Genomic DNA, 16604 nt, shown 5'->3' with positions numbered 1-16604 from the left:
TGCTGTGCGACGGCGTGGAATCATTCGTCATATCCCCAGCGGATGCCGAGCACGCCAGGGCCGAATCCGTGTCTGGCGAGGTGGACCGCTCCGCTCTTCACCGACAGCATCGTCGAGACGTAGTCCTCTTCGGTCTCGGCGTACGACTCGCACCACGCCGGGAGCGCGTCGGGATGGAAATGCACCCAGATCAGCGATTCCCGCGCGGCGCGGGCGGTCCCGTGCCATGCGGACTGTTTCCGTGGATAGCCCCGGGGGAAGGTCTCGGTGAACTCGAACAGCGCCGTTCCGCCGGTCGAGATCGGCTCATCGAGCGCGATCACGACCCCCGAGAGAAGTCTGCCCGGATGCAGGTACTCGCGATCGAGCCGCCCGCCCTTGACCTCGGAGATCACCGGCATCTCGTCCGTCTCGACGGGCGCAGCATCGATCAGAGGCACCTCGCTCAGCACCCCTTTTGTCGACTGCACGAGCGCCCTCGTCACGACGCGTTCGACCGTGCCGCCGATCCCGACGTGCACGGTCATCTGCGTCGACAGATCTCGCAGCGCGTCCTGCGGAGCAGCCCTCAGCGCGGCCAGCGTCTCGTCGGCCTCGCGCTGCACGCGCTCCTCGTCGAAAGGCAGCCGCGGCGGCGCGACGGTCCCGAGCCGCGACGAAGGACCGAGCTGGCTCGTCAGATGCCCCCGGTCGAGTCCGAGGCGATCCTCGATACCCTCGACGACGCTGAGCGAGTGCGCTCCCTCGGGATGCCGGTCGCCCGAGCGCCAGTAGCTCAGAGTCGCCATCGACACGGGGTTGCCGTCTTCCTTGAGCTGGCTGTGCAGCCGGGAGAGACTGACGCCGCGCTCCGAGATCGCCATCCGCAGCGCGGCCGCGAAAGCAGACGAACCGCCCATCACAGTTCTCCCTCCCGCTCCGTGAACACGCACTCGTTAGAGTCAGCATACGGATCGCCGATGCCTCCCCCTATGGCGAATCGCACCGCCGTAACGACTGGGGTCGCGTCGCGGATCACGTCGGGGTCGCTCTTGTGGGGAGAGCGACCGCGACGAACCTTCGGGCGCAGGTCATGCCCGAGGCGCTCCCGCCCAGGAGCCCCGGATCTCCGGCAGCAGCGGGCTAAGACCGCCGCCTGCGCCGATGGATCTTCCCCTCCGGGCGCTTCGCCCTGTCCCCCGCCCGAGCGACGTCACCGGGCGCCAGCACGTCGCGGATCGCCTGGCGCTCCCGTCTGCTGCGCGGAGCGTCCGTCCATGCGACCAAGAAGCCGATGAGCAGCAGCACTCCGCCGATCCCGAGAAGCGCCCGGCCGTCGACGATCTCGGCATCCGCCCAGAGCACACCCCACCCGAATATCAACACGATCGTTCCCGTGCCGCAGAGCCCGCGCCCGGCGCGCACCGCGGCACGCCGTTCGGCGAGCAGAGGAGCGACGCACGAGACATCGATCCGCCGCGGCACCCTGTCGCTCACCCATCGGGACAGCGCGATCTCGCGCACGAACTGCACTGCGATGCTGCCCATCCACGCGACGGCCCCGACGGTCGCGCACGCCAGGATCGCGATGCCGCTGGCCAGGCTCAGCACGTCGATCCCGGTCTCCACCGGATCGCTCCAGTACACGGGTTCGCAGTTTCGGCACTGCTGGCGCAGGAACACAGACAGCATGAAGGCACCCAGAGAAGCAAGCGTCGCACTGAGCAAGACCATAGCCAGGCGGTTCATCAGTTTCGCGCTCGGAGAGGTCAGCCACCGTGGCACCAGCACCTCGGGCGCCGCCTCGCGCCGCATCCGATCGGATCGATCGGCCAGCGAAACGTCTCTCTGCCAGCCCGACCGCATCGCGGCGACGCGATCGTGAGCGCGGTCGACTCCGCGTCGGCCGGCCACACGCAGTGCATAGGCGACCAGCGCGAGCGCCGCACAGCCGCCGATCGCGATCCAGGTCTCGACGTCACCGCGCAGGTCTTCGTCGAAGGCTGCGGCGAGCGCGAAGAACGCACCCACCCCCGCAACGCACCAGAAGATCACCGTCCCTGTCGTCTTCATGAGCGCGAACGGCGACGTCGTCAACTTGAGTCGGAACTGACTCGGCGGGACGGCATCGCTCGGCAGCCGTTCCACGGCGCGCAGCGCCGCGATCCTCTCGGCGACGAAGACCAGCGGCACGCCGACGCCGAGCACCGCCGCGACCACGAGGAACACGCCCATGCCGGCCCGGAAGATCGGGTCGAGGTCGAGTCCCGCATAGAGAGACCAGAGCGCCTCTTCCCCCACGATGCCCGCGATCAGGATGCCGAGAAAGGCGTACAGGGCACCCGCGCTGGCGCCGGTGCACGCATCGGCGAGCGCGCGCCAGAACGCCCAACCTGGCGAGGACACTTCGACGAAGGACGCGCCCATCAGCCGTCGATCGACCGCCGCGCGCGAGTCTGCTCAGCCCGCGCCGAGAGCAGTTCGTCGGCCGGATACCCCACCTCGGTGAGGGTGAGCCCTCGCGCGGCGAGCACCTTGAACTCGCTCGTCCTCGTGAGCGCATCGCGCAGCGTCACGACATCGGCGACATCGAGCCGCCCCTCGCCGACCGCGACGCAGGCGCCGACGAGAGCGCGCACCATGCTGTGGCAGAAGGCGTCGGCCTTGAGCTCCGCGACGAGGATCCCCTCGGCGTCGCGCTCCCAGCGGTACTCGAGAAGAGTGCGGATGGTCGTTGCCTCTTCACGGGGCTTGCAGTAGGCGGCGAAGTCGTGGAGTCCGATGAGCGTCTGCGCGGCGGCATCCATCCTCGCGACGTCCAGAGCGCCGCGATGCGTCGTCGTGTTCGCGCGTCGCAGCGGGTCGTAGCCTGCGACATCGTCGGCGAGCCGATAGCGATACCTACGCCACACGGCCGAGAAGCGGGCGTCGAACCCTTCGGGAGCGATCGATGTGCGGGCGACCGTCGCGTCCTGGTATGCGCCGAGCACCCCGCGCATGCGACCGGCGAGGGAGCCTGCCGGATCGTGAGCGGCGCGACCGTGCCGCGCCTCGACACGACCCCACTGCTCCTCGTCGAGATCGACATGAGCGACCTGGCCCGCAGCGTGCACGCCGGCATCCGTTCTCCCCGCCACCACGAGCTGCACATCAGAACCGACGATGCGGGCGAGCGCCTCTTCGAGCGTCCCCTGCACGGTGCGCAGCCCCGGCTGCTTCGCCCATCCGCGGAAATGGGTGCCGTCATAAGCGATGTCGAGCCGGATGCGCACGCATCAAGACTAGGACAGTCGCTCGACCAGGATGCCGTCCTCATCGCTGTACAGGTGGGCGCCCACCGCGAAGTCGACTCCGCCAAACGACACCGTGACGTCGGCCTCCCCCGTGGCGAGCTTCGTGCTCTTGCGCGGGTTGGTCCCCAGCGCTTTCACGCCGAGATCGAGCCCGTCGATCGCGACGCTGTCGCGGATCGCCCCGTTGATGACCACGCCGGCCCAGCCGTTCTCGACCGCGAGGGCGGCGATCATGTCGCCCATGAGCGCACGGTTCAACGAGCCTCCCCCGTCGACGACCAGCACGGCGCCCTCCCCCGGTGTCGACAGCACCGACTTCAACAGTGCGTTGTCCTCGTGGCAGCGCACGGTGCGGATCTTCCCGTCGAAGGCCCGGCGCAGCCCGAATGAACGCAATTGCAGCGGCAGCGACTGGAGGCTCTCTTCGAGTTCGTCGTACAGATCGGCAGTGGCTATCGCCATCAGATGCCACCGTCGATCGAACGGGGGAATTCGGATACGTCTTCGGGCACCATGACCTCCGTGTCCATGTTCAGGCTCTCCCCGGCGAAGAACCGCTTCGACCGCGGGAAAAGGTACCAGAGGAACATCAGCACCAGGCCGACGGCGAGCGATCCGATCCCCACGACGAACGTGCCGCCGATGCCGAACAGCACGGTGTAGCCGTAGTCGACGTCCCACATGTCGATCGCCGACTGCACGAAGGCCCCCGCGAGCATGAGCCCGCCCAGCAGCGGGAAGATGCCCTTGAAGAACAGGTCGCGAGCCGACTTCGCGAGGTCCTTGCGGAAGTACCAGACGCAGGCGAAACCGGTGATGGAGTAGTAGAAGGCGATGGCCAGGCCCAGCGACAGGATCGAGTCCTGCAGGATGTTGTCGCTGATCAAGGTCATGCCGACGTAGTACGCGACCGCGACGACGCCCATCACGATGGTGGAGAACGACGGCGTCTTGTACACGGGGTGCACGTCTTTGAACTTCGCCGGGAGCGCGCGGTAGACGCCCATGGCGAGCGTGCCGCGCGCAGTCGGCAGGATCGTGGTCTGCGTCGACGAGACCGCAGAGATGATGACGGCGACCACGAGTACCCAGCCGAACGGGCCGAGCAGCCCGTCTTTGATGGCGAGGAAGAAGTCGTCCGCGTGCTCTTCGTTGCCGAGGCCCGTTCCGGTCTCGCCGAGACCGGCGTACATCATCGCCGCGATCGTCACTGCGACATACGTGAACAGCAGGATGACGCAGGTCAGCAGCGCCGCACGACCCGGAATGCGCTTGGGGTCCTTGGTCTCCTCGTTCAGCGCGAGACAGGTGTCCCAGCCCCAGTAGATGAACAGAGCCAGCAGGATCGCCTCGGTGAACCCCGACCACGAGGTGAAGGCGAACGGGTTCATCCACTCCCACGAGAACTCGATGGAGTTCGGGGCGTTGCCGCTCGCGATCTGCCAGAACACCGCCACGATGAACACGACCAGGGCGAGGTACTGGATGCCGAGCAGGACGTTCTGGATGCGCTCGCCGATCTCGACGCCGCGCCAGCTCACCCAGGTCATCGCGGCGATGAAGACGACGGCGACGAGGATGACGCGCCAGTCGTTGTTCTCGAGATCCTGCCCGATCAGCGACCAGAAGTACACCGAGGCGATCTGCGCGAGGTTGGCCAGGACGACCATGCCGGCGACGGCGACTCCCCAGCCACCCATCCAGCCGACCCACGGACCGAAGGCTTTGGTGCCCCAGGTGAAGGTGGTGCCGCAGTCAGGCACCGCATTGTTGAGTTCGCGATAGGCGAAGGCGATCAGGAGCATCGGCACGAAGGCGAGGACGAACGCGATCGGCGCCTGCGCCCCGACCGCGATGACCACCCAGCCGAGGGATGCGACCAGCGAGTACACGGGTGCGGTGGACGCCAATCCGATGACGGTCGATCCCCAGAGCCCCAGTGTTCCAGTTGCCAGCCCCTTGCCGTCGGGTCGTTCAAGGTGAATTGGCGTCGTTGACATGAACAGAACAGTATGCCGACCACGTTTCTCGCGTCAAGAGGCCGGAGACAACAACGGATTACATATCTGTTACGAGCGAATGACGATGGATTCCGCAGATGATCAGGACCTGACGACCATCGCGTCGGCGTGGTCGGCGACCCAGCCGATCAGCGGCAGCATCCGTTCCATCAGATCGCGTCCGAGCGGAGTGAGGCTGTATTCGACGTGCGGCGGAACGGTCGGGAACGACTCGCGGTGCACGATGCCGTCATCGACCAGGGTGCGCAGCGTCGTCGCGAGCATCTTCTCGCTGATGCCATCGACCTCACGGCGCAGCTCGCCCCATCGCCTGGTGCCGTCGGAGAGAGCCGCGAGGACGAGCACTCCCCACTTGCTCATGATGTGGTCGAGGATGACCCGGGTCGAGCATCCGGACTCGAACACCATCGGCATCGAGGCCTTGATCTCTGCAAAACTCACCGTCATGTAGGTACCTTACTTCAAAGTGGGTACCCTCCGGCTGGAATGTTCCCGAGGGGTCAGGAGGTTGTCGCAGAGGTCACCTACGAAAGGACACCCCATGACCATCCTCGTCACCGGCGCCACCGGCCAGCTCGGCCGCCTCATCGTCGCGAGCCTGCTCGAGCGCGGCGCGTCAGCGGACCAGATCGTCGCCGGCGCCCGCGACGTGTCGAAGGCCGCCGACCTCGGCGTGCGGGCCGTGCACCTCGACTACACCGACCCGGCGTCGATCACCGCCGCGCTCCAGGGCGTCGACTCCGTCGTCCTCGTGTCGGGCTCGGAGGTCGGACAGCGCGTGCCGCAGCACCAGGCCGTCATCGATGCCGCCGCGGCGGCAGGCGTGTCGAAGTTCGTGTACACCAGCGCGCCGAAGGCGACGACGAGCGACCTCGTGCTGGCCCCCGAGCACAAGGCAACGGAAGAGGCGATCGCCGCGGCCGGACTGCCCGCCGTGATCCTGCGCAACAACTGGTACACCGAGAACTACCTGGGAGACCTCGCCACGGCCGCCGAGACCGGCGTGCTGTCGTCGGGCGCGGGAGACGGACGGGTCGCCTCGGCGAGCCGCAAGGACTATGCGGAAGCTGTGGCCGTGGTCCTGCTCGAAGACGGGCACATCGGCAAGGTCTACGAGCTCGGCGGCGACGTCGCGTGGAACTACGGCGATCTGGCCGCAGCGTTCTCGGAGATCTCGGGTCGCGAGGTGACCTACGCGCCGCTGAGCTTCGACGAGCAGGTCGCGGCCCTTCGCGGCTTCGGTCTCGACGAGGGCACCGTGGGCTTCGTGTCGGCCTTGGATGCCGGCATCCGCAACGGCGCACTGGCCGACACCGACGGCACCCTCTCGCGCCTGATCGGCCGCCCGACCACTCCGCTCGTCGAGGGTCTGCGCGCCGCCGCCTGAGGCGGTCGGCCCGGGCCGTCGTGAGAGATCGACCCCCACGAGGTCGGCCGCGGGAGTAGCGTCAGCACCGGAGGCATCATGCCCAGTGCACGCGATCTCGCGGCCGACGTCGAAGCTCTGGCGGGACTCCCGCCGGGCCCGACGGAGCGGTTCCTGGGCTACGCCCTGATGAGCCTGCCGTTCGCCTCCGGCCAGGTGCTGGGGCTACGCCGGTTCCCCGTGACCTCGGTGGGGCCCGGGTACACCTCTGTGTGGTCGCGCACCCCCGACGGCGCCTGGCGCATCTACACGACCATCGACGCGAGCCTCTCGTGCCCTCGCTACTTCGGCAGCGCGCTGGAGGCGACCTCGGTGCACGACATCGCCGTCGAATGGAGCGACGATCGCCGGTTCTCCGTGCGCATCGACGACGACATCGATCTGCGCTGGGACGTCGTCCTCACCACCACTCCGATGTCGCGGATGATGTCAGCCATGGCGGGCGGGCTCCCCCATGCCGCCTGGCAGAGCGAGCGCTTTCTCTCGATGCTCGGCGGCATGGCCGGACCCGCGCTCGGAGCGGGACGGATCGGCATGACCGGCGACACCCCGAACCGGCAGCGCTTCCGAGCGAGACTCGACCGGATGTGGGTGGTCGAGTCCTCACTCGCCTCACTGCACGGTGAGAGTCTGGGCCCGGTCGCCCCGCTCGCCGAGCAGACCAGGCTCGGCGGATTCTGGATGCCTCAGCGTGGCATCTTCATGATCGGCGGCGCCGAGTTCGACCCTCGCGACGCCGGCGAACATCCGCCGACGACGAGAGCCGCAGCCTGAGCGCCCATCTGTCGCACCGCGGCGGTCAGGGCTCCTGCACATGCACGACGGTGAGCCGGATCTCTGACGTCTCCACACCGGCTGCGCCGAGCACACGCTCGACCACGATCTGCGCCGATCGCACCGTCTCGGTTGTGCTCTGGGCGCCGTCGACAGCGATCGATGCCTCCACGCTGGCGCTCTCGCCATCGCGCATCACGGCGACGAGAGGTTCATCGCCGTCGCCCAGACCGAGAGCGGCCGCGCCGCGGCCGATCAAGTTCGACACCAATGATCCGGACCGATAGACGCTCCGCACGCCCGGCGCCGATCGCAGCGCGGACTCGATCTGCGCCGCGAGAGACGGTTGCTGTAGTTCTGTCATCCGCGGTCCTCCTCACTCCACGACGACGGATCCCTGACATCACGGATCACGATGTCGATGCCGGTCACGTTCAGCTCCGTGTGGGCACGAAGCCGCACGCCCACCTCCGCGCGCAGCCGCTGGACCACGTCAGAGATGGGATCTCCGTAGGGAACGCTGGCATCGAGAAGCACGCGCACCGGCGCCCCCGGCTGTTCGATGTCGCCGTCGAGCCGGCAACGCCCGACGAGAACTCCGGGGATGCTGTTCTCCGCGGCCCGGACGAGGCCGCGGACAGCCCCCTCCGTGATCCCGAGGTCGGCGGTCGGGGATGAGGATGCGATCGGGACGCGGCGTCCGGATCGCGCGTCCAGGACGATGCCGCTGAGGACGCGATCCACCCAGCTCTCGTCCGCCTCTGCTTCGGCGGCCTCGTCGTCGGCCATCAGCCGACCGGTGACGGCGTGCAGCCGCTCGAGGGCGTCCAACGCGAGCCGGCATCCGGCCGAGTCGTCGATCGTGGGATCGGCCGGCACCCGCCCCGCATCGAGGTAGTCCGTGAGCTGCTCGATCGTGTGCCCGTCGAGGTCAGCAGGTTCGAGCCCGAGCCGGCGCAGCTCAGGTGCGTCTCGTTCGTCGGTCATCGCCACTCCTCCATCCGCACGATGATGTACTTCCTGGCGCGAGCGAGAAGTCCGCGCGCCGTACTCACGGGAATGTCGAGCTCCTCGGCGATCTCGTCGTAGGAGTATCCGCCGATCTCGCGCAGCACCCAGCACTCGCGCTGCCCTTCGGGCAGTTCGTTCAGTGCCGCACCGAGCGCTTGGACCTCGGCTTTCGCCTCGGCGACCCGTGACGGTGAGGCATGCGAGGGAGCCGGCTGTTCAAGGTCGTCGATGTCCACCGCCGGGCGCGTCGCCCGCAACCGGTCGACCGCCCTTCGGCTGACGATCCGCATCAGCCAGCTCTTCACCTTCGCCGGGTCGTCGAGCTCCGGCAGGCGTTGCCATGCGGTCACGAACGCCTCCTGCACGATGTCGTCGACGTCGGCGGATGCGTTCAGCATCCGGTGCGTGTAGGCCCGCATCATCGGCGTGTACCTCCGCACCAGCACAGCGAACGCCGCGACATCTCCGTCCATCGCCCGCCCGGCGACGATCGCATCGTCCGCGCGCTCAAGCGCATTGCTCGAACGTCTGACGTCCATCCCCCACCCTTTCGCCCCGGTACCCTCGGTCGGGTCGGGGCATCGTCGCCGATGCCCCGACCCCAGCATTGCGCAGCGCGCATCCGATGCCGCCGAGTTCTGTCTGCTTCCTCACGCCTTCGCGCGTCGACCCGCGATCGATCCGTAGATGAGCAACACGATCAGCGAACCGCCGATGGCGAGAACCCACGTCCCGAGCGAGAAGAACGACTCCAGGCTGACGTTGAAGAGCAGGCCGCCCAGCCAACCTCCGAGCATCGCGCCCACGACACCGAGCAGCAGTGTGACGAACCACCCTCCCGCCTGCTTGCCGGGGATCAGGAGTTTGGCGATCGCGCCGGCGATCAGGCCTAGGAGAAGGAATCCGAAGAAGCTCATTGGTGCTTGTCCTTTCGATGTGAGATGGATGCGTCTGAGTCCGCTACTTCTTGAACACGTCCTTGACGTCCTCCGCGGTCTTCCTGATGCTGCCCTGCGCCTGCTTTGCCTTACCCTCGGCGACGAGCCCGTCGTCACCGGTGACGGTCCCGACCGTCTCCTCGACCTTGCCTGCGACCTTCTCCGCTGCCGCCTTGATCTTGTCCTGAGCGCTCATGGCGTCTCCTTTCCCTGCTCGGTCGCGGATCTCGCGACCGAATCCTGTCGATGATGGATCTCGTGGTTCAGCGCGTGGCTGTCCACAGCTTCCGCCCCGCGTGCTGGATCGAGCGACATGCCTTGTTCGCCCTGTCCGTCTCGCCTCAACGCACCCTCGTGCGTGGTCTCAGCGCGTCCCGCCAACTGCGATCGGCGAGGTGCACCATGATCGGGGCGCGCTCTCCGAGCAGGGTGTCCCACGCGCGCACCGCGTCCTCTGCGGCGGCGAGCACCCGGTCGAGAGATGCTCCGCGCTGCACGGTCACGGCCAGTTCGACGGCACGCGTTCCCCGCACCAGATACGCGCCGGTGCGGGCTGACAGGACGTCGGGCCGCTCGGCGAGAGAGCCTGCGAGGACCGTCTCGGCGACGTTGCGATCGACGACGGTTCGCCCACGCTCCGCATCGACCTTCAGCACGCTCTTCGTCTTCCCGCGCCCCCGCGTGAAGACGAAGACGACGAGCAGCAAGGCGGCCAGCACCGCTGCCCCCAGACCCGCGAGTGCCGCGATCGAGACGGCGCCCCCGCTACCCATCTCGATGCTCGGCTCTCCGATTCGAGAGGCCGCCTCGACCGCGCGCTCCTGCCACGGCTGGAACCACATTGGCTGGAGTCCGACCGCCACGCACGTCGCCCCAGCGACGAGCAGGACGACACCGGACACGAGCAGCAGAGCACGATTGAGGACCCGATTGGTCGAGTTCATGCCACCACACCCGTCGAAGCGACGTGCACGCGGGGTGTCACAGTGAAGCCGAGGGCGGACACCGCCTCGGATGCCGCGGCCTCCGCTGCGCTCTCATCGACACGGATGCCGCTGGTCGGGGTGATCCGGACGGACACCCGCGAACGCCCCAGCGTCGTCGCCACCTGCCGGCGATCGATTCCGCAGCGGAGGGCGACGGCATCCGCCACCGCGTCCGCCAGGACTCCGTCGTCGACCAGCAGTGCGAGGCGCTCCGTGGTGCGAGCCCGCCGGGCGCGCCGGCCAGGGAGCACGGCGAGAGCGAGAAGGACGAGCCCGATCACCGAAGCGACCGCACCCGCGATGACGAGCGCTTCGGGTCGGTTGCGCGGCGGAACCGCCCGATCCAGCCAGGCACCCGCTGTGCCGCGGATGCTCGGATCGAGGAGTCCCCACACTCCACCGACCGCAAGCACCAGCAGGATCACGATCGCGACGACGGCCGTCACGACGGCCGGTGCGGTTCGAGACGAGTGCGTCTCACGCCGCAGCACACGCCGGTAGGCCGATCGTTCGCTCGTCATCACACCCTCCTCTCGCTGATCTTCCGCACGCCCGAATAGCGCACATCCACTGTTCCGACTGCCCGCCCTGCGAGCTCACGCATCCCGCCGATCACGGCCGACCGCAGCCCCTCGGCGCTCGCGACGAGAGATCGACCGCCGTCGTCGGCGAGTGCGACCGGCACCGTGACCGACACACGCAGCTGGCCACGTTCGTCGGAGAGGGCGACCGCGACGTCGCGACGCGGCACACGGGCCGCGTCGCGCGCCAAGCCAGTCGCCAGGTGCTGCAGCGCACGGGCACTGACGGTCGTCCGCCCCGGTGTCCTCCCCACAGGGTCGACGAGCGTCATGATGACGAGCGCCTGCCTCGGAAGACCTCCGCCAGCGCTCGCACGTCGAGACGTCCGTCGACGATGCGCCCGATGATCGCGCCGACGAGCATCGCGACGGCGACCAGGACGAATGCCCAGAAGCCGAGCACGACCCAGGTCAGCGCGAGCGCCGCCCCGGCGGCGGCGCCGATCACCGAGGCGTTCACTGGACTCGCGCCTCCTGGCTGCGGTCGGCGTCATCGTCGTCGGACGGGATGTGCACGTCGTTGACGGTGACGTTGACCTCGGCCACCTCCATGCCGACCAGTTCGACCATCGCGTGGACGATCGCGGAGCGCACGTCATCGGCGACCTTCTGCAGCGACACCGGATACTCGGCGACGATCGTGACATCGACCGCGACCTGCGTCTCCCCCACCTCGACGCTGATCCCCTGTGCGAGGTCGGTCGTGTTCAGCGCGTCGCGAATGGCCCCCACCACACGCGCGGCGCCCCCGCCGAGCGCGTACACGCCGCTGACGTCCCGTGCGGCGATTCCCGCGATCTTCGCGACCACGCCGTCCTCGATCGTGGTCTTCCCCGCTGCCGCCCCCTGCGGCGCCGAGACGACCTGAGCCTTGGGCTGGGTGCCACCAGTCACATTCGCCATCTTGAGCTCCTATCCGTGTGTCCGTGTCCGGTGAGGACGCGGGTCGCGATCGTGCGACACCACTAAGACGGATGGGAGCGGAGAAACGTCACAAACTTCTCGGAGAAGCATTGTCGGCGGGCGTTTTCTCCTGCCAGCAAGCTCCTGGAGCTACGCCCACGCGCGCGACGCGGCGACTCATCCGAGCGTCGTGATGCCCATCTCGCGCAGCCGGCGGGTCGCCGACTCGTCGATGCTGACGCGCACCTCTCCGATGTCCGTGACCTCACCCAGGGCGACCCAGAAGATGAACGGCAGCAACAGGGTGCGGATCAGCATCGCCCAGCGTGCCTTCCCGACACCGATCCGTCCACCGTCAGCCACTCGAACCGAGCGCGTGCCCGCGAGGCGTGCGCCGAGCGCCCGCCCGTCGGCGTAGCACCAGCCGTACAGAAGAGGCAGCACGATCATCAGCACGGCCGCGATCACGACTGCGACCGTCCCCCTGTCGACGGCGGACGACGACACGAAATACGTCACGCCCAGACCGACCGCGACTCCGTTGACGAGCAGACTGTCGACGAACCACGACCACAGCGCGGCGCCGACGGTCGAGTCCACATACAGATCGCCGTTGCGGAATGCCTTCACACGGCTGGACACCGACTTTCCCAGCACGGGTTCGAGGCGGTTCCTCAGCTCGGCCAGCGCGGCGACGCGCTCTTGCGCTTTCTGCGTCACGATCTTCTCTCTCGGGGTCGGAAGGGGCGGCTCGACGGATCGACGGCGCCCCGCAAGGACATGGCCGTGGCTCGAGGAAACGAACTAGGCGAGCTGATCGAGGACGAGTTCGCCGCTGGCGTTCAGCTGCTTCATCATTCGTTCGATCCGTTTCATGTCGACGGCGGGCATCGCCACGTCGTCGAAGGCGAGCGCCAGCGGGATGCTCGGATGCATCCAGATCGTGAGGCGCCCCGGATGCTCTTTCTCGTCAGGCAACCACGACATCATGAAACTCTCGTGACGGCGAAGCTTGGTCCCGATCACGATCTTCAGATGCGCGAGCGTCACATCATCGACGTCGATCACCGGGCGGGCGCTGTTGTACTCGAGAGTCCCCATGATGTGCACACTACCTTGAGCACGACCGTGCAGGAGGGGAGAACGGGTGCCGCGGGTTCGCGTGCCGCGCTCCGCGGCCTCCTGATACGACAAAACCCCCGGCTGCACCGGGGGTTTGAATCTGTAGCAGGAGCGGGGCTTGAACCCGCGACCTCACGACAGGGGTTCGACTACCTCCGCACCCGCTGCTCCCTTGATATTACTGGCCTCTCCGGCCAAACGCTACGGGAATCTACCGACCCATGCTGGCCATTTCAGTGGCCCACACGACCAAAGTGGCCACCAAAGTGGCCAGCTCCTAGCGGACGTTGATTCGCCTCTCGGGCGAAGGCTGTGCCTGACGGAGCCGACGGCACCATGCGCGGTGTCCCCACTTCTCCGCGTAGGCGCGTCGCAAGGCTGCCGACAACCGCCTCAAGTCCCAGCATCGCGAACTCTGCTGCTGTCTCGCGTAGCGCGCGCAGACCACGTAGCCGTCCGATGACCGAGGTTGACGAATCCAGTGCGATCGCGTGCGCGAGTGCGGCCCACTCTTGCGGAGACATCGCGGATGCTCCATCGACTCGGTGCGACGCAGCAACGCGCGCCATCTGCAGCGCTCCTTCGACGGTGAGCACATTACCTGACAGATCAGCGCCTTTCATCCCGAGGATATCGACGACGCCCTGGTGGACGCCGTCTTCGTCGTGCAGCACTACGTGGAGTGACTCCGTGTCGTCAGGCAACACCCGGGCGAGAGCGTAGCCGGCATGTATGAACTGAGTGGTCGTCGCCCGAGCGGACATCCTGCACACCGGCAGTAGCTCGGTGACCTGGACCTCTTTCCATCCGATCGCGGATGCGATGGCGATGATCGCAGTACGACGGTCGGAGTTAGAGGTGTGGCGAGATGCCGGCAGGCCGATGTCCAGCTCAGCGCATGCTCGGACGATTCCCACCTGGAGCATGATTGATAGTTCGAAGTACACCAGGACATCATTGAGGAACTCCGAAACAGGGAGAGTGACGAGCACGCCGTTATCTCGAACGGTCACTCCGGAGTCGTCAACGTTGAAGTCCGAGTGACCTGCGGCGTTGCGTAGCACTCTGTTCAGTCCCCCCAACTGGAGTTCGGGGAATCGTGATTCTGCCTCCTTGAAGATCGCGCCCGTGGGCTTCTTCCGGAGCGCCGCGTAGCTGCCGCCCCGCAGGTGCAACATCGTTGCCAGAAGATGCCGGACATGCCCTTCCTTCAATTTGAGTACGACGTCGAGAAGTCTGTCCGCGGTCTGCAGATCGGAGCGCTCCTCGAGATCGACGAACGCGGTCGTGAGTGCCATGGAGAGTAGCGCGGTGACCCGCCCATGTTCTTCCGCCCATTCAGCATTCGCAACCATGCCGATCATGAGTTCGCTCGTGAACGCCCGCTCAACGGAGGGCACGACGAGGTCAACTCGTTCTTCGTCCAGCGCGAGCACGATTGCCGGACGGTAGAGGTCGAGTTCTATGCCGGCGCCGGATGAGGCCGTCGTGCTGAGCCGATGTCGCTGCCGCAGCGCCGCGTCGAGTTCGGTCAAAGTCGGATCGTGCAACTCGTCCCGAGTCGACTCCATGATCTTCGTGATGAGGCTACCGGCGTCGTTGGCATCGAACGCCGTGTACTTGTTGTACTCCGACAACCGCCCCAAGTGCTCAGAGGCAGCGGCGAAGGCTTCCTGCCCGCGACGCGCGAGTTCTTGCGCAAGGTGCGCAGTCGGTGCAGTCAGCGCTTCCGTGAACGTCTCGCTCGCATCACGTAGACGTTCGAGGGCGCGGCCGATGGTTCGCGCCCGGTTTCGGCGCGGTCTCGGATGAGGCTGTGACCAGGCAGCGACGGTTTTGTCGAGGTCATAGAAGGCCTCGATAAGTGGGGCAGGATCTTCCCCGCCATTCGCCACTCCTTCGAGAGCGACAGCCAGCGTGTCGATCATCGTTCCCGCATCCCGGAGCAGTTGCTCGGCGTCCTCCCATGAGGCCTCGACCGTGTCGCGTTGTTCACGGAACAGCTGAACGGTGCGGTGACGACGTTGCACCTGAGGTTGCGTCTCAGCGAAGTGGGGCTTGCGACCGCATGCCGTGCACTGCTCGCTGTAGAGTCGGTCTCCGCCGCATCGGTCGCACGTCGTCTTCTGGAAAGCCAGTGTTAACTCGAACCTGCCGGTCATGTGCACACGATAGTAGGCGCCGCCGACATCTTCGGTCGGCCGCGTCAGCCCTTCACGGCGATCGCGACTCCTCCCCCGACGTACATCTCAGCGGTCGGCACCCCCGATATCGATCGACGGAAAGCACGGCGAGGCGGTCGCCCTGTAGATCAGCGGCCTGTCCGTGTCCGATTAATGTCGTGGGGGCTCGGTATCGTCAAGCGCATGACGGTTGACGCCATTGTTTCTGCCGCCTTCGGCGCCCTTCTCGGTGGCGCGGTGGCGTTCTTCGGTGGCTACATCCAGCGCCGCCTTGCTGACCGACGGGCCATCCGATCGATGATCTACACGACGTACCTACGCGACGCGCTCAAGGAGGTGGAGCGGTACGACAAGCGCCCGTACCGCTCAGGGGAGCTTGCGTATCTGAGAACGGCCCGGCTGTCGGCGGCCCTGAAGGAGGTGCACCGACAGGCGCTTGTCGCATCTCGCGGCGATGAGTTTCAGACGCGATCCCTGTGGCGTGCCGCTATCGATCTCGACGCCACTCACCGGCGGGTTGAGTCAGATGAGCATATTAGCCGTGCTCGCGAAGGCGGGTGGGGAAAGCTGATGTACGACACCGTCGCTCAGGCAAAACGTGTCCTCCTCGACTATGAGGGCTGGCTGCACCGTCGGCTGCTCACTGGACCGCGCCGTCGCCATCCAGGCAACTACGAACGCCTCGAGATCGACCGTGATGCGCAGGATCCAGACTCGTCGCGGTTCGATCAGCCCGACATGCTGACGGCAGAGGCGCTCGAACGACTCATAGAGTGCCGTCCCGTTTCCTGGCGCCTTCGCACTGACGTTCCGATCTACGGCCTGGTCGTCGACGTGTGGGTTCGAGAGGACGAAGCGCAGCGAACAGGGTAGCGAATGTTCGAGACCACAGATCAGTGGCTGCACCCGCTCGGCATCTTCAAGGACGAGGACCGGCCGGGCCTCTGTATCGTGTCCGCTGCGATGCATGCAGAGGGATGCGAGGTTGAGCGAGGGCGAACGTCCTCCGTTCCCGAACTAGGCCCGGCAGCGCGACGCCGCGTCCCCAAAACGGTCCGAGCCGAACTTGATGCCTTCTCCGACTAGAGGGAAACATGGAGCTACGCGCCCGACGCGAGGAGAATCTCGACTAGCCGATCGGTCGAATGAGGTCGGCGGGATCGACTCCGAGTCTCTCTGCGAGTTGTGAGAGCGTCTTCAAGGTGACGTTCTGCTCGGCGCGTTCGATCGATCCCAGGTACGCGCGATGCATGTCTAGTTCATGGGCGAGGTTCTCCTGAGAGACCCCGCGCTCGAGCCGAATGCGATGGATGTGCACGGCAAGGCGGCGGAGGATTTCGTCGGAAGCGGGCACCCTTCAACGTTTCCGGCTGACCGATTCTCAGTC

23 protein-coding genes are annotated in these 16604 nt (G+C 66.8%); 3 read left to right on the top strand and 20 right to left on the bottom strand.

Annotation, left to right across the window (positions count from 1 at the left end):
* Positions 1-20: 20 nt before the first annotated feature.
* The 6 genes from QFZ53_RS07645 to QFZ53_RS07620 form a co-directional block, all read right to left on the bottom strand.
* Positions 21-899, bottom strand: coding sequence for a hypothetical protein (locus tag QFZ53_RS07645; protein ID WP_307295127.1), 879 nt, complete (start codon positions 897-899; stop codon positions 21-23).
* 223 nt (positions 900-1122) lie between these two features.
* Entirely contained in the window at positions 1123-2406 is a 1284-nt protein-coding gene (locus QFZ53_RS07640; RefSeq protein WP_307295126.1) for a hypothetical protein, read from the bottom strand.
* Entirely contained in the window at positions 2406-3251 is an 846-nt protein-coding gene (gene truA, locus QFZ53_RS07635; RefSeq protein WP_292905636.1) for a tRNA pseudouridine(38-40) synthase TruA, read from the bottom strand. The genes QFZ53_RS07640 and truA overlap by 1 nt, the downstream gene beginning before the upstream one ends.
* Before the next feature lie 9 nt (positions 3252-3260).
* Positions 3261-3734: a ribonuclease E activity regulator RraA gene (gene rraA / locus QFZ53_RS07630; protein ID WP_292905638.1), complete on the bottom strand. Its 474-nt coding sequence runs from the start codon at positions 3732-3734 to the stop codon at positions 3261-3263.
* Entirely contained in the window at positions 3734-5272 is a 1539-nt protein-coding gene (locus QFZ53_RS07625) for an APC family permease (protein ID WP_307295123.1), read from the bottom strand. The genes rraA and QFZ53_RS07625 overlap by 1 nt, the downstream gene beginning before the upstream one ends.
* A 102-nt stretch (positions 5273-5374) precedes the next feature.
* On the bottom strand, positions 5375-5740 hold the full coding sequence (locus tag QFZ53_RS07620) for a winged helix-turn-helix transcriptional regulator (protein WP_292905642.1): 366 nt from the start codon (positions 5738-5740) through the stop codon (positions 5375-5377).
* A gap of 94 nt (positions 5741-5834) precedes the next feature.
* On the opposite strand from QFZ53_RS07620, the gene QFZ53_RS07615 reads away from it, so the two are divergent.
* Positions 5835-6680: an SDR family oxidoreductase gene (locus QFZ53_RS07615; RefSeq protein WP_292905644.1), complete on the top strand. Its 846-nt coding sequence runs from the start codon at positions 5835-5837 to the stop codon at positions 6678-6680.
* 78 nt (positions 6681-6758) lie between these two features.
* Positions 6759-7493, top strand: a complete 735-nt coding sequence (locus tag QFZ53_RS07610) for a hypothetical protein (RefSeq protein ID WP_307295120.1) — start codon at positions 6759-6761, stop codon at positions 7491-7493.
* 25 nt (positions 7494-7518) lie between these two features.
* Here QFZ53_RS07610 and QFZ53_RS07605 read toward each other — a convergent pair whose 3' ends face one another.
* From QFZ53_RS07605 to QFZ53_RS07545, 13 genes are all read right to left on the bottom strand, one after another.
* Positions 7519-7857 carry a hypothetical protein gene (locus QFZ53_RS07605; RefSeq protein WP_307295119.1) on the bottom strand — a complete coding sequence of 113 codons (339 nt, stop codon included), beginning with the start codon at positions 7855-7857 and terminating at the stop codon, positions 7519-7521.
* On the bottom strand, positions 7854-8480 hold the full coding sequence (locus tag QFZ53_RS07600) for a hypothetical protein (protein WP_307295117.1): 627 nt from the start codon (positions 8478-8480) through the stop codon (positions 7854-7856). Before QFZ53_RS07600 ends, QFZ53_RS07605 begins: the two co-directional genes overlap by 4 nt.
* The gene (locus QFZ53_RS07595; RefSeq protein WP_307295115.1) at positions 8477-9043 is read right to left on the bottom strand and encodes an RNA polymerase sigma factor; all 567 of its coding nucleotides are present in this window, start codon (positions 9041-9043) and stop codon (positions 8477-8479) included. The genes QFZ53_RS07600 and QFZ53_RS07595 overlap by 4 nt, the downstream gene beginning before the upstream one ends.
* A gap of 111 nt (positions 9044-9154) precedes the next feature.
* Positions 9155-9421, bottom strand: coding sequence for a GlsB/YeaQ/YmgE family stress response membrane protein (locus QFZ53_RS07590; RefSeq protein WP_292905654.1), 267 nt, complete (start codon positions 9419-9421; stop codon positions 9155-9157).
* Between the two features lie 43 nt (positions 9422-9464).
* The gene (locus QFZ53_RS07585) at positions 9465-9638 is read right to left on the bottom strand and encodes a CsbD family protein (RefSeq protein ID WP_292905656.1); all 174 of its coding nucleotides are present in this window, start codon (positions 9636-9638) and stop codon (positions 9465-9467) included.
* A gap of 145 nt (positions 9639-9783) precedes the next feature.
* Positions 9784-10386, bottom strand: a complete 603-nt coding sequence (locus tag QFZ53_RS07580; protein ID WP_307295112.1) for a hypothetical protein — start codon at positions 10384-10386, stop codon at positions 9784-9786.
* The gene (locus tag QFZ53_RS07575; protein ID WP_307295110.1) at positions 10383-10949 is read right to left on the bottom strand and encodes a DUF6286 domain-containing protein; all 567 of its coding nucleotides are present in this window, start codon (positions 10947-10949) and stop codon (positions 10383-10385) included. The genes QFZ53_RS07580 and QFZ53_RS07575 overlap by 4 nt, the downstream gene beginning before the upstream one ends.
* The gene (locus QFZ53_RS07570) at positions 10949-11281 is read right to left on the bottom strand and encodes a hypothetical protein (protein WP_307295108.1); all 333 of its coding nucleotides are present in this window, start codon (positions 11279-11281) and stop codon (positions 10949-10951) included. The genes QFZ53_RS07575 and QFZ53_RS07570 overlap by 1 nt, the downstream gene beginning before the upstream one ends.
* A complete protein-coding gene (locus QFZ53_RS07565; RefSeq protein WP_292905664.1) occupies positions 11278-11469 on the bottom strand; it encodes a DUF2273 domain-containing protein in 192 nt (63 codons plus the stop codon). The genes QFZ53_RS07570 and QFZ53_RS07565 overlap by 4 nt, the downstream gene beginning before the upstream one ends.
* Positions 11466-11912 carry an Asp23/Gls24 family envelope stress response protein gene (locus tag QFZ53_RS07560; RefSeq protein WP_292905666.1) on the bottom strand — a complete coding sequence of 149 codons (447 nt, stop codon included), beginning with the start codon at positions 11910-11912 and terminating at the stop codon, positions 11466-11468. The genes QFZ53_RS07565 and QFZ53_RS07560 overlap by 4 nt, the downstream gene beginning before the upstream one ends.
* 177 nt (positions 11913-12089) lie before the next feature.
* Positions 12090-12632 carry a hypothetical protein gene (locus QFZ53_RS07555; protein WP_307295105.1) on the bottom strand — a complete coding sequence of 181 codons (543 nt, stop codon included), beginning with the start codon at positions 12630-12632 and terminating at the stop codon, positions 12090-12092.
* 84 nt (positions 12633-12716) lie between these two features.
* Positions 12717-13013: a DUF7882 family protein gene (locus QFZ53_RS07550; RefSeq protein ID WP_292905670.1), complete on the bottom strand. Its 297-nt coding sequence runs from the start codon at positions 13011-13013 to the stop codon at positions 12717-12719.
* A 254-nt stretch (positions 13014-13267) separates the two neighbouring features.
* Entirely contained in the window at positions 13268-15196 is a 1929-nt protein-coding gene (locus tag QFZ53_RS07545; RefSeq protein ID WP_307295103.1) for a hypothetical protein, read from the bottom strand.
* Between the two features lie 204 nt (positions 15197-15400).
* On the opposite strand from QFZ53_RS07545, the gene QFZ53_RS07540 reads away from it, so the two are divergent.
* Complete coding sequence (locus tag QFZ53_RS07540) at positions 15401-16090, top strand: hypothetical protein (protein WP_307295102.1); 690 nt, start codon at positions 15401-15403, stop codon at positions 16088-16090.
* Positions 16091-16346: 256 nt separating this feature from the next.
* Here QFZ53_RS07540 and QFZ53_RS07535 read toward each other — a convergent pair whose 3' ends face one another.
* Complete coding sequence (locus QFZ53_RS07535; protein WP_307295100.1) at positions 16347-16571, bottom strand: helix-turn-helix domain-containing protein; 225 nt, start codon at positions 16569-16571, stop codon at positions 16347-16349.
* Positions 16572-16604 lie beyond the last annotated feature (33 nt).

It is taken from the genome of Microbacterium natoriense, from assembly GCF_030816295.1.
In the GTDB taxonomy this organism is placed as follows: Bacteria; Actinomycetota; Actinomycetes; order Actinomycetales; family Microbacteriaceae; genus Microbacterium; species Microbacterium natoriense_A.
The sequence above is the reverse complement of the archived record's forward strand: the minus strand, read 5'-3'. Positions and strand labels throughout refer to the sequence as shown.

What these genes read in the sequence shown, in the direction of transcription:
- QFZ53_RS07595 (WP_307295115.1), bottom strand. Translation starts at nt 9,043, where the DNA reads ATGGACGTCAGACGTTCGAGCAATGCGCTTGAGCGCGCGGACGATGCG.
- QFZ53_RS07575 (WP_307295110.1), bottom strand. Translation starts at nt 10,949, where the DNA reads ATGACGAGCGAACGATCGGCCTACCGGCGTGTGCTGCGGCGTGAGACG.
- rraA (WP_292905638.1), bottom strand. Translation starts at nt 3,734, where the DNA reads ATGGCGATAGCCACTGCCGATCTGTACGACGAACTCGAAGAGAGCCTC.
- QFZ53_RS07545 (WP_307295103.1), bottom strand. Translation starts at nt 15,196, where the DNA reads ATGACCGGCAGGTTCGAGTTAACACTGGCTTTCCAGAAGACGACGTGC.
- QFZ53_RS07605 (WP_307295119.1), bottom strand. Translation starts at nt 7,857, where the DNA reads ATGACAGAACTACAGCAACCGTCTCTCGCGGCGCAGATCGAGTCCGCG.
- QFZ53_RS07615 (WP_292905644.1), top strand. Translation starts at nt 5,835, where the DNA reads ATGACCATCCTCGTCACCGGCGCCACCGGCCAGCTCGGCCGCCTCATC.
- QFZ53_RS07610 (WP_307295120.1), top strand. Translation starts at nt 6,759, where the DNA reads ATGCCCAGTGCACGCGATCTCGCGGCCGACGTCGAAGCTCTGGCGGGA.
- QFZ53_RS07600 (WP_307295117.1), bottom strand. Translation starts at nt 8,480, where the DNA reads ATGACCGACGAACGAGACGCACCTGAGCTGCGCCGGCTCGGGCTCGAA.
- QFZ53_RS07640 (WP_307295126.1), bottom strand. Translation starts at nt 2,406, where the DNA reads ATGGGCGCGTCCTTCGTCGAAGTGTCCTCGCCAGGTTGGGCGTTCTGG.
- QFZ53_RS07550 (WP_292905670.1), bottom strand. Translation starts at nt 13,013, where the DNA reads ATGGGGACTCTCGAGTACAACAGCGCCCGCCCGGTGATCGACGTCGAT.
- QFZ53_RS07645 (WP_307295127.1), bottom strand. Translation starts at nt 899, where the DNA reads ATGGGCGGTTCGTCTGCTTTCGCGGCCGCGCTGCGGATGGCGATCTCG.
- QFZ53_RS07560 (WP_292905666.1), bottom strand. Translation starts at nt 11,912, where the DNA reads ATGGCGAATGTGACTGGTGGCACCCAGCCCAAGGCTCAGGTCGTCTCG.
- QFZ53_RS07625 (WP_307295123.1), bottom strand. Translation starts at nt 5,272, where the DNA reads ATGTCAACGACGCCAATTCACCTTGAACGACCCGACGGCAAGGGGCTG.
- QFZ53_RS07570 (WP_307295108.1), bottom strand. Translation starts at nt 11,281, where the DNA reads ATGACGCTCGTCGACCCTGTGGGGAGGACACCGGGGCGGACGACCGTC.
- QFZ53_RS07580 (WP_307295112.1), bottom strand. Translation starts at nt 10,386, where the DNA reads ATGAACTCGACCAATCGGGTCCTCAATCGTGCTCTGCTGCTCGTGTCC.
- QFZ53_RS07585 (WP_292905656.1), bottom strand. Translation starts at nt 9,638, where the DNA reads ATGAGCGCTCAGGACAAGATCAAGGCGGCAGCGGAGAAGGTCGCAGGC.
- QFZ53_RS07540 (WP_307295102.1), top strand. Translation starts at nt 15,401, where the DNA reads ATGACGGTTGACGCCATTGTTTCTGCCGCCTTCGGCGCCCTTCTCGGT.
- QFZ53_RS07620 (WP_292905642.1), bottom strand. Translation starts at nt 5,740, where the DNA reads ATGACGGTGAGTTTTGCAGAGATCAAGGCCTCGATGCCGATGGTGTTC.
- QFZ53_RS07590 (WP_292905654.1), bottom strand. Translation starts at nt 9,421, where the DNA reads ATGAGCTTCTTCGGATTCCTTCTCCTAGGCCTGATCGCCGGCGCGATC.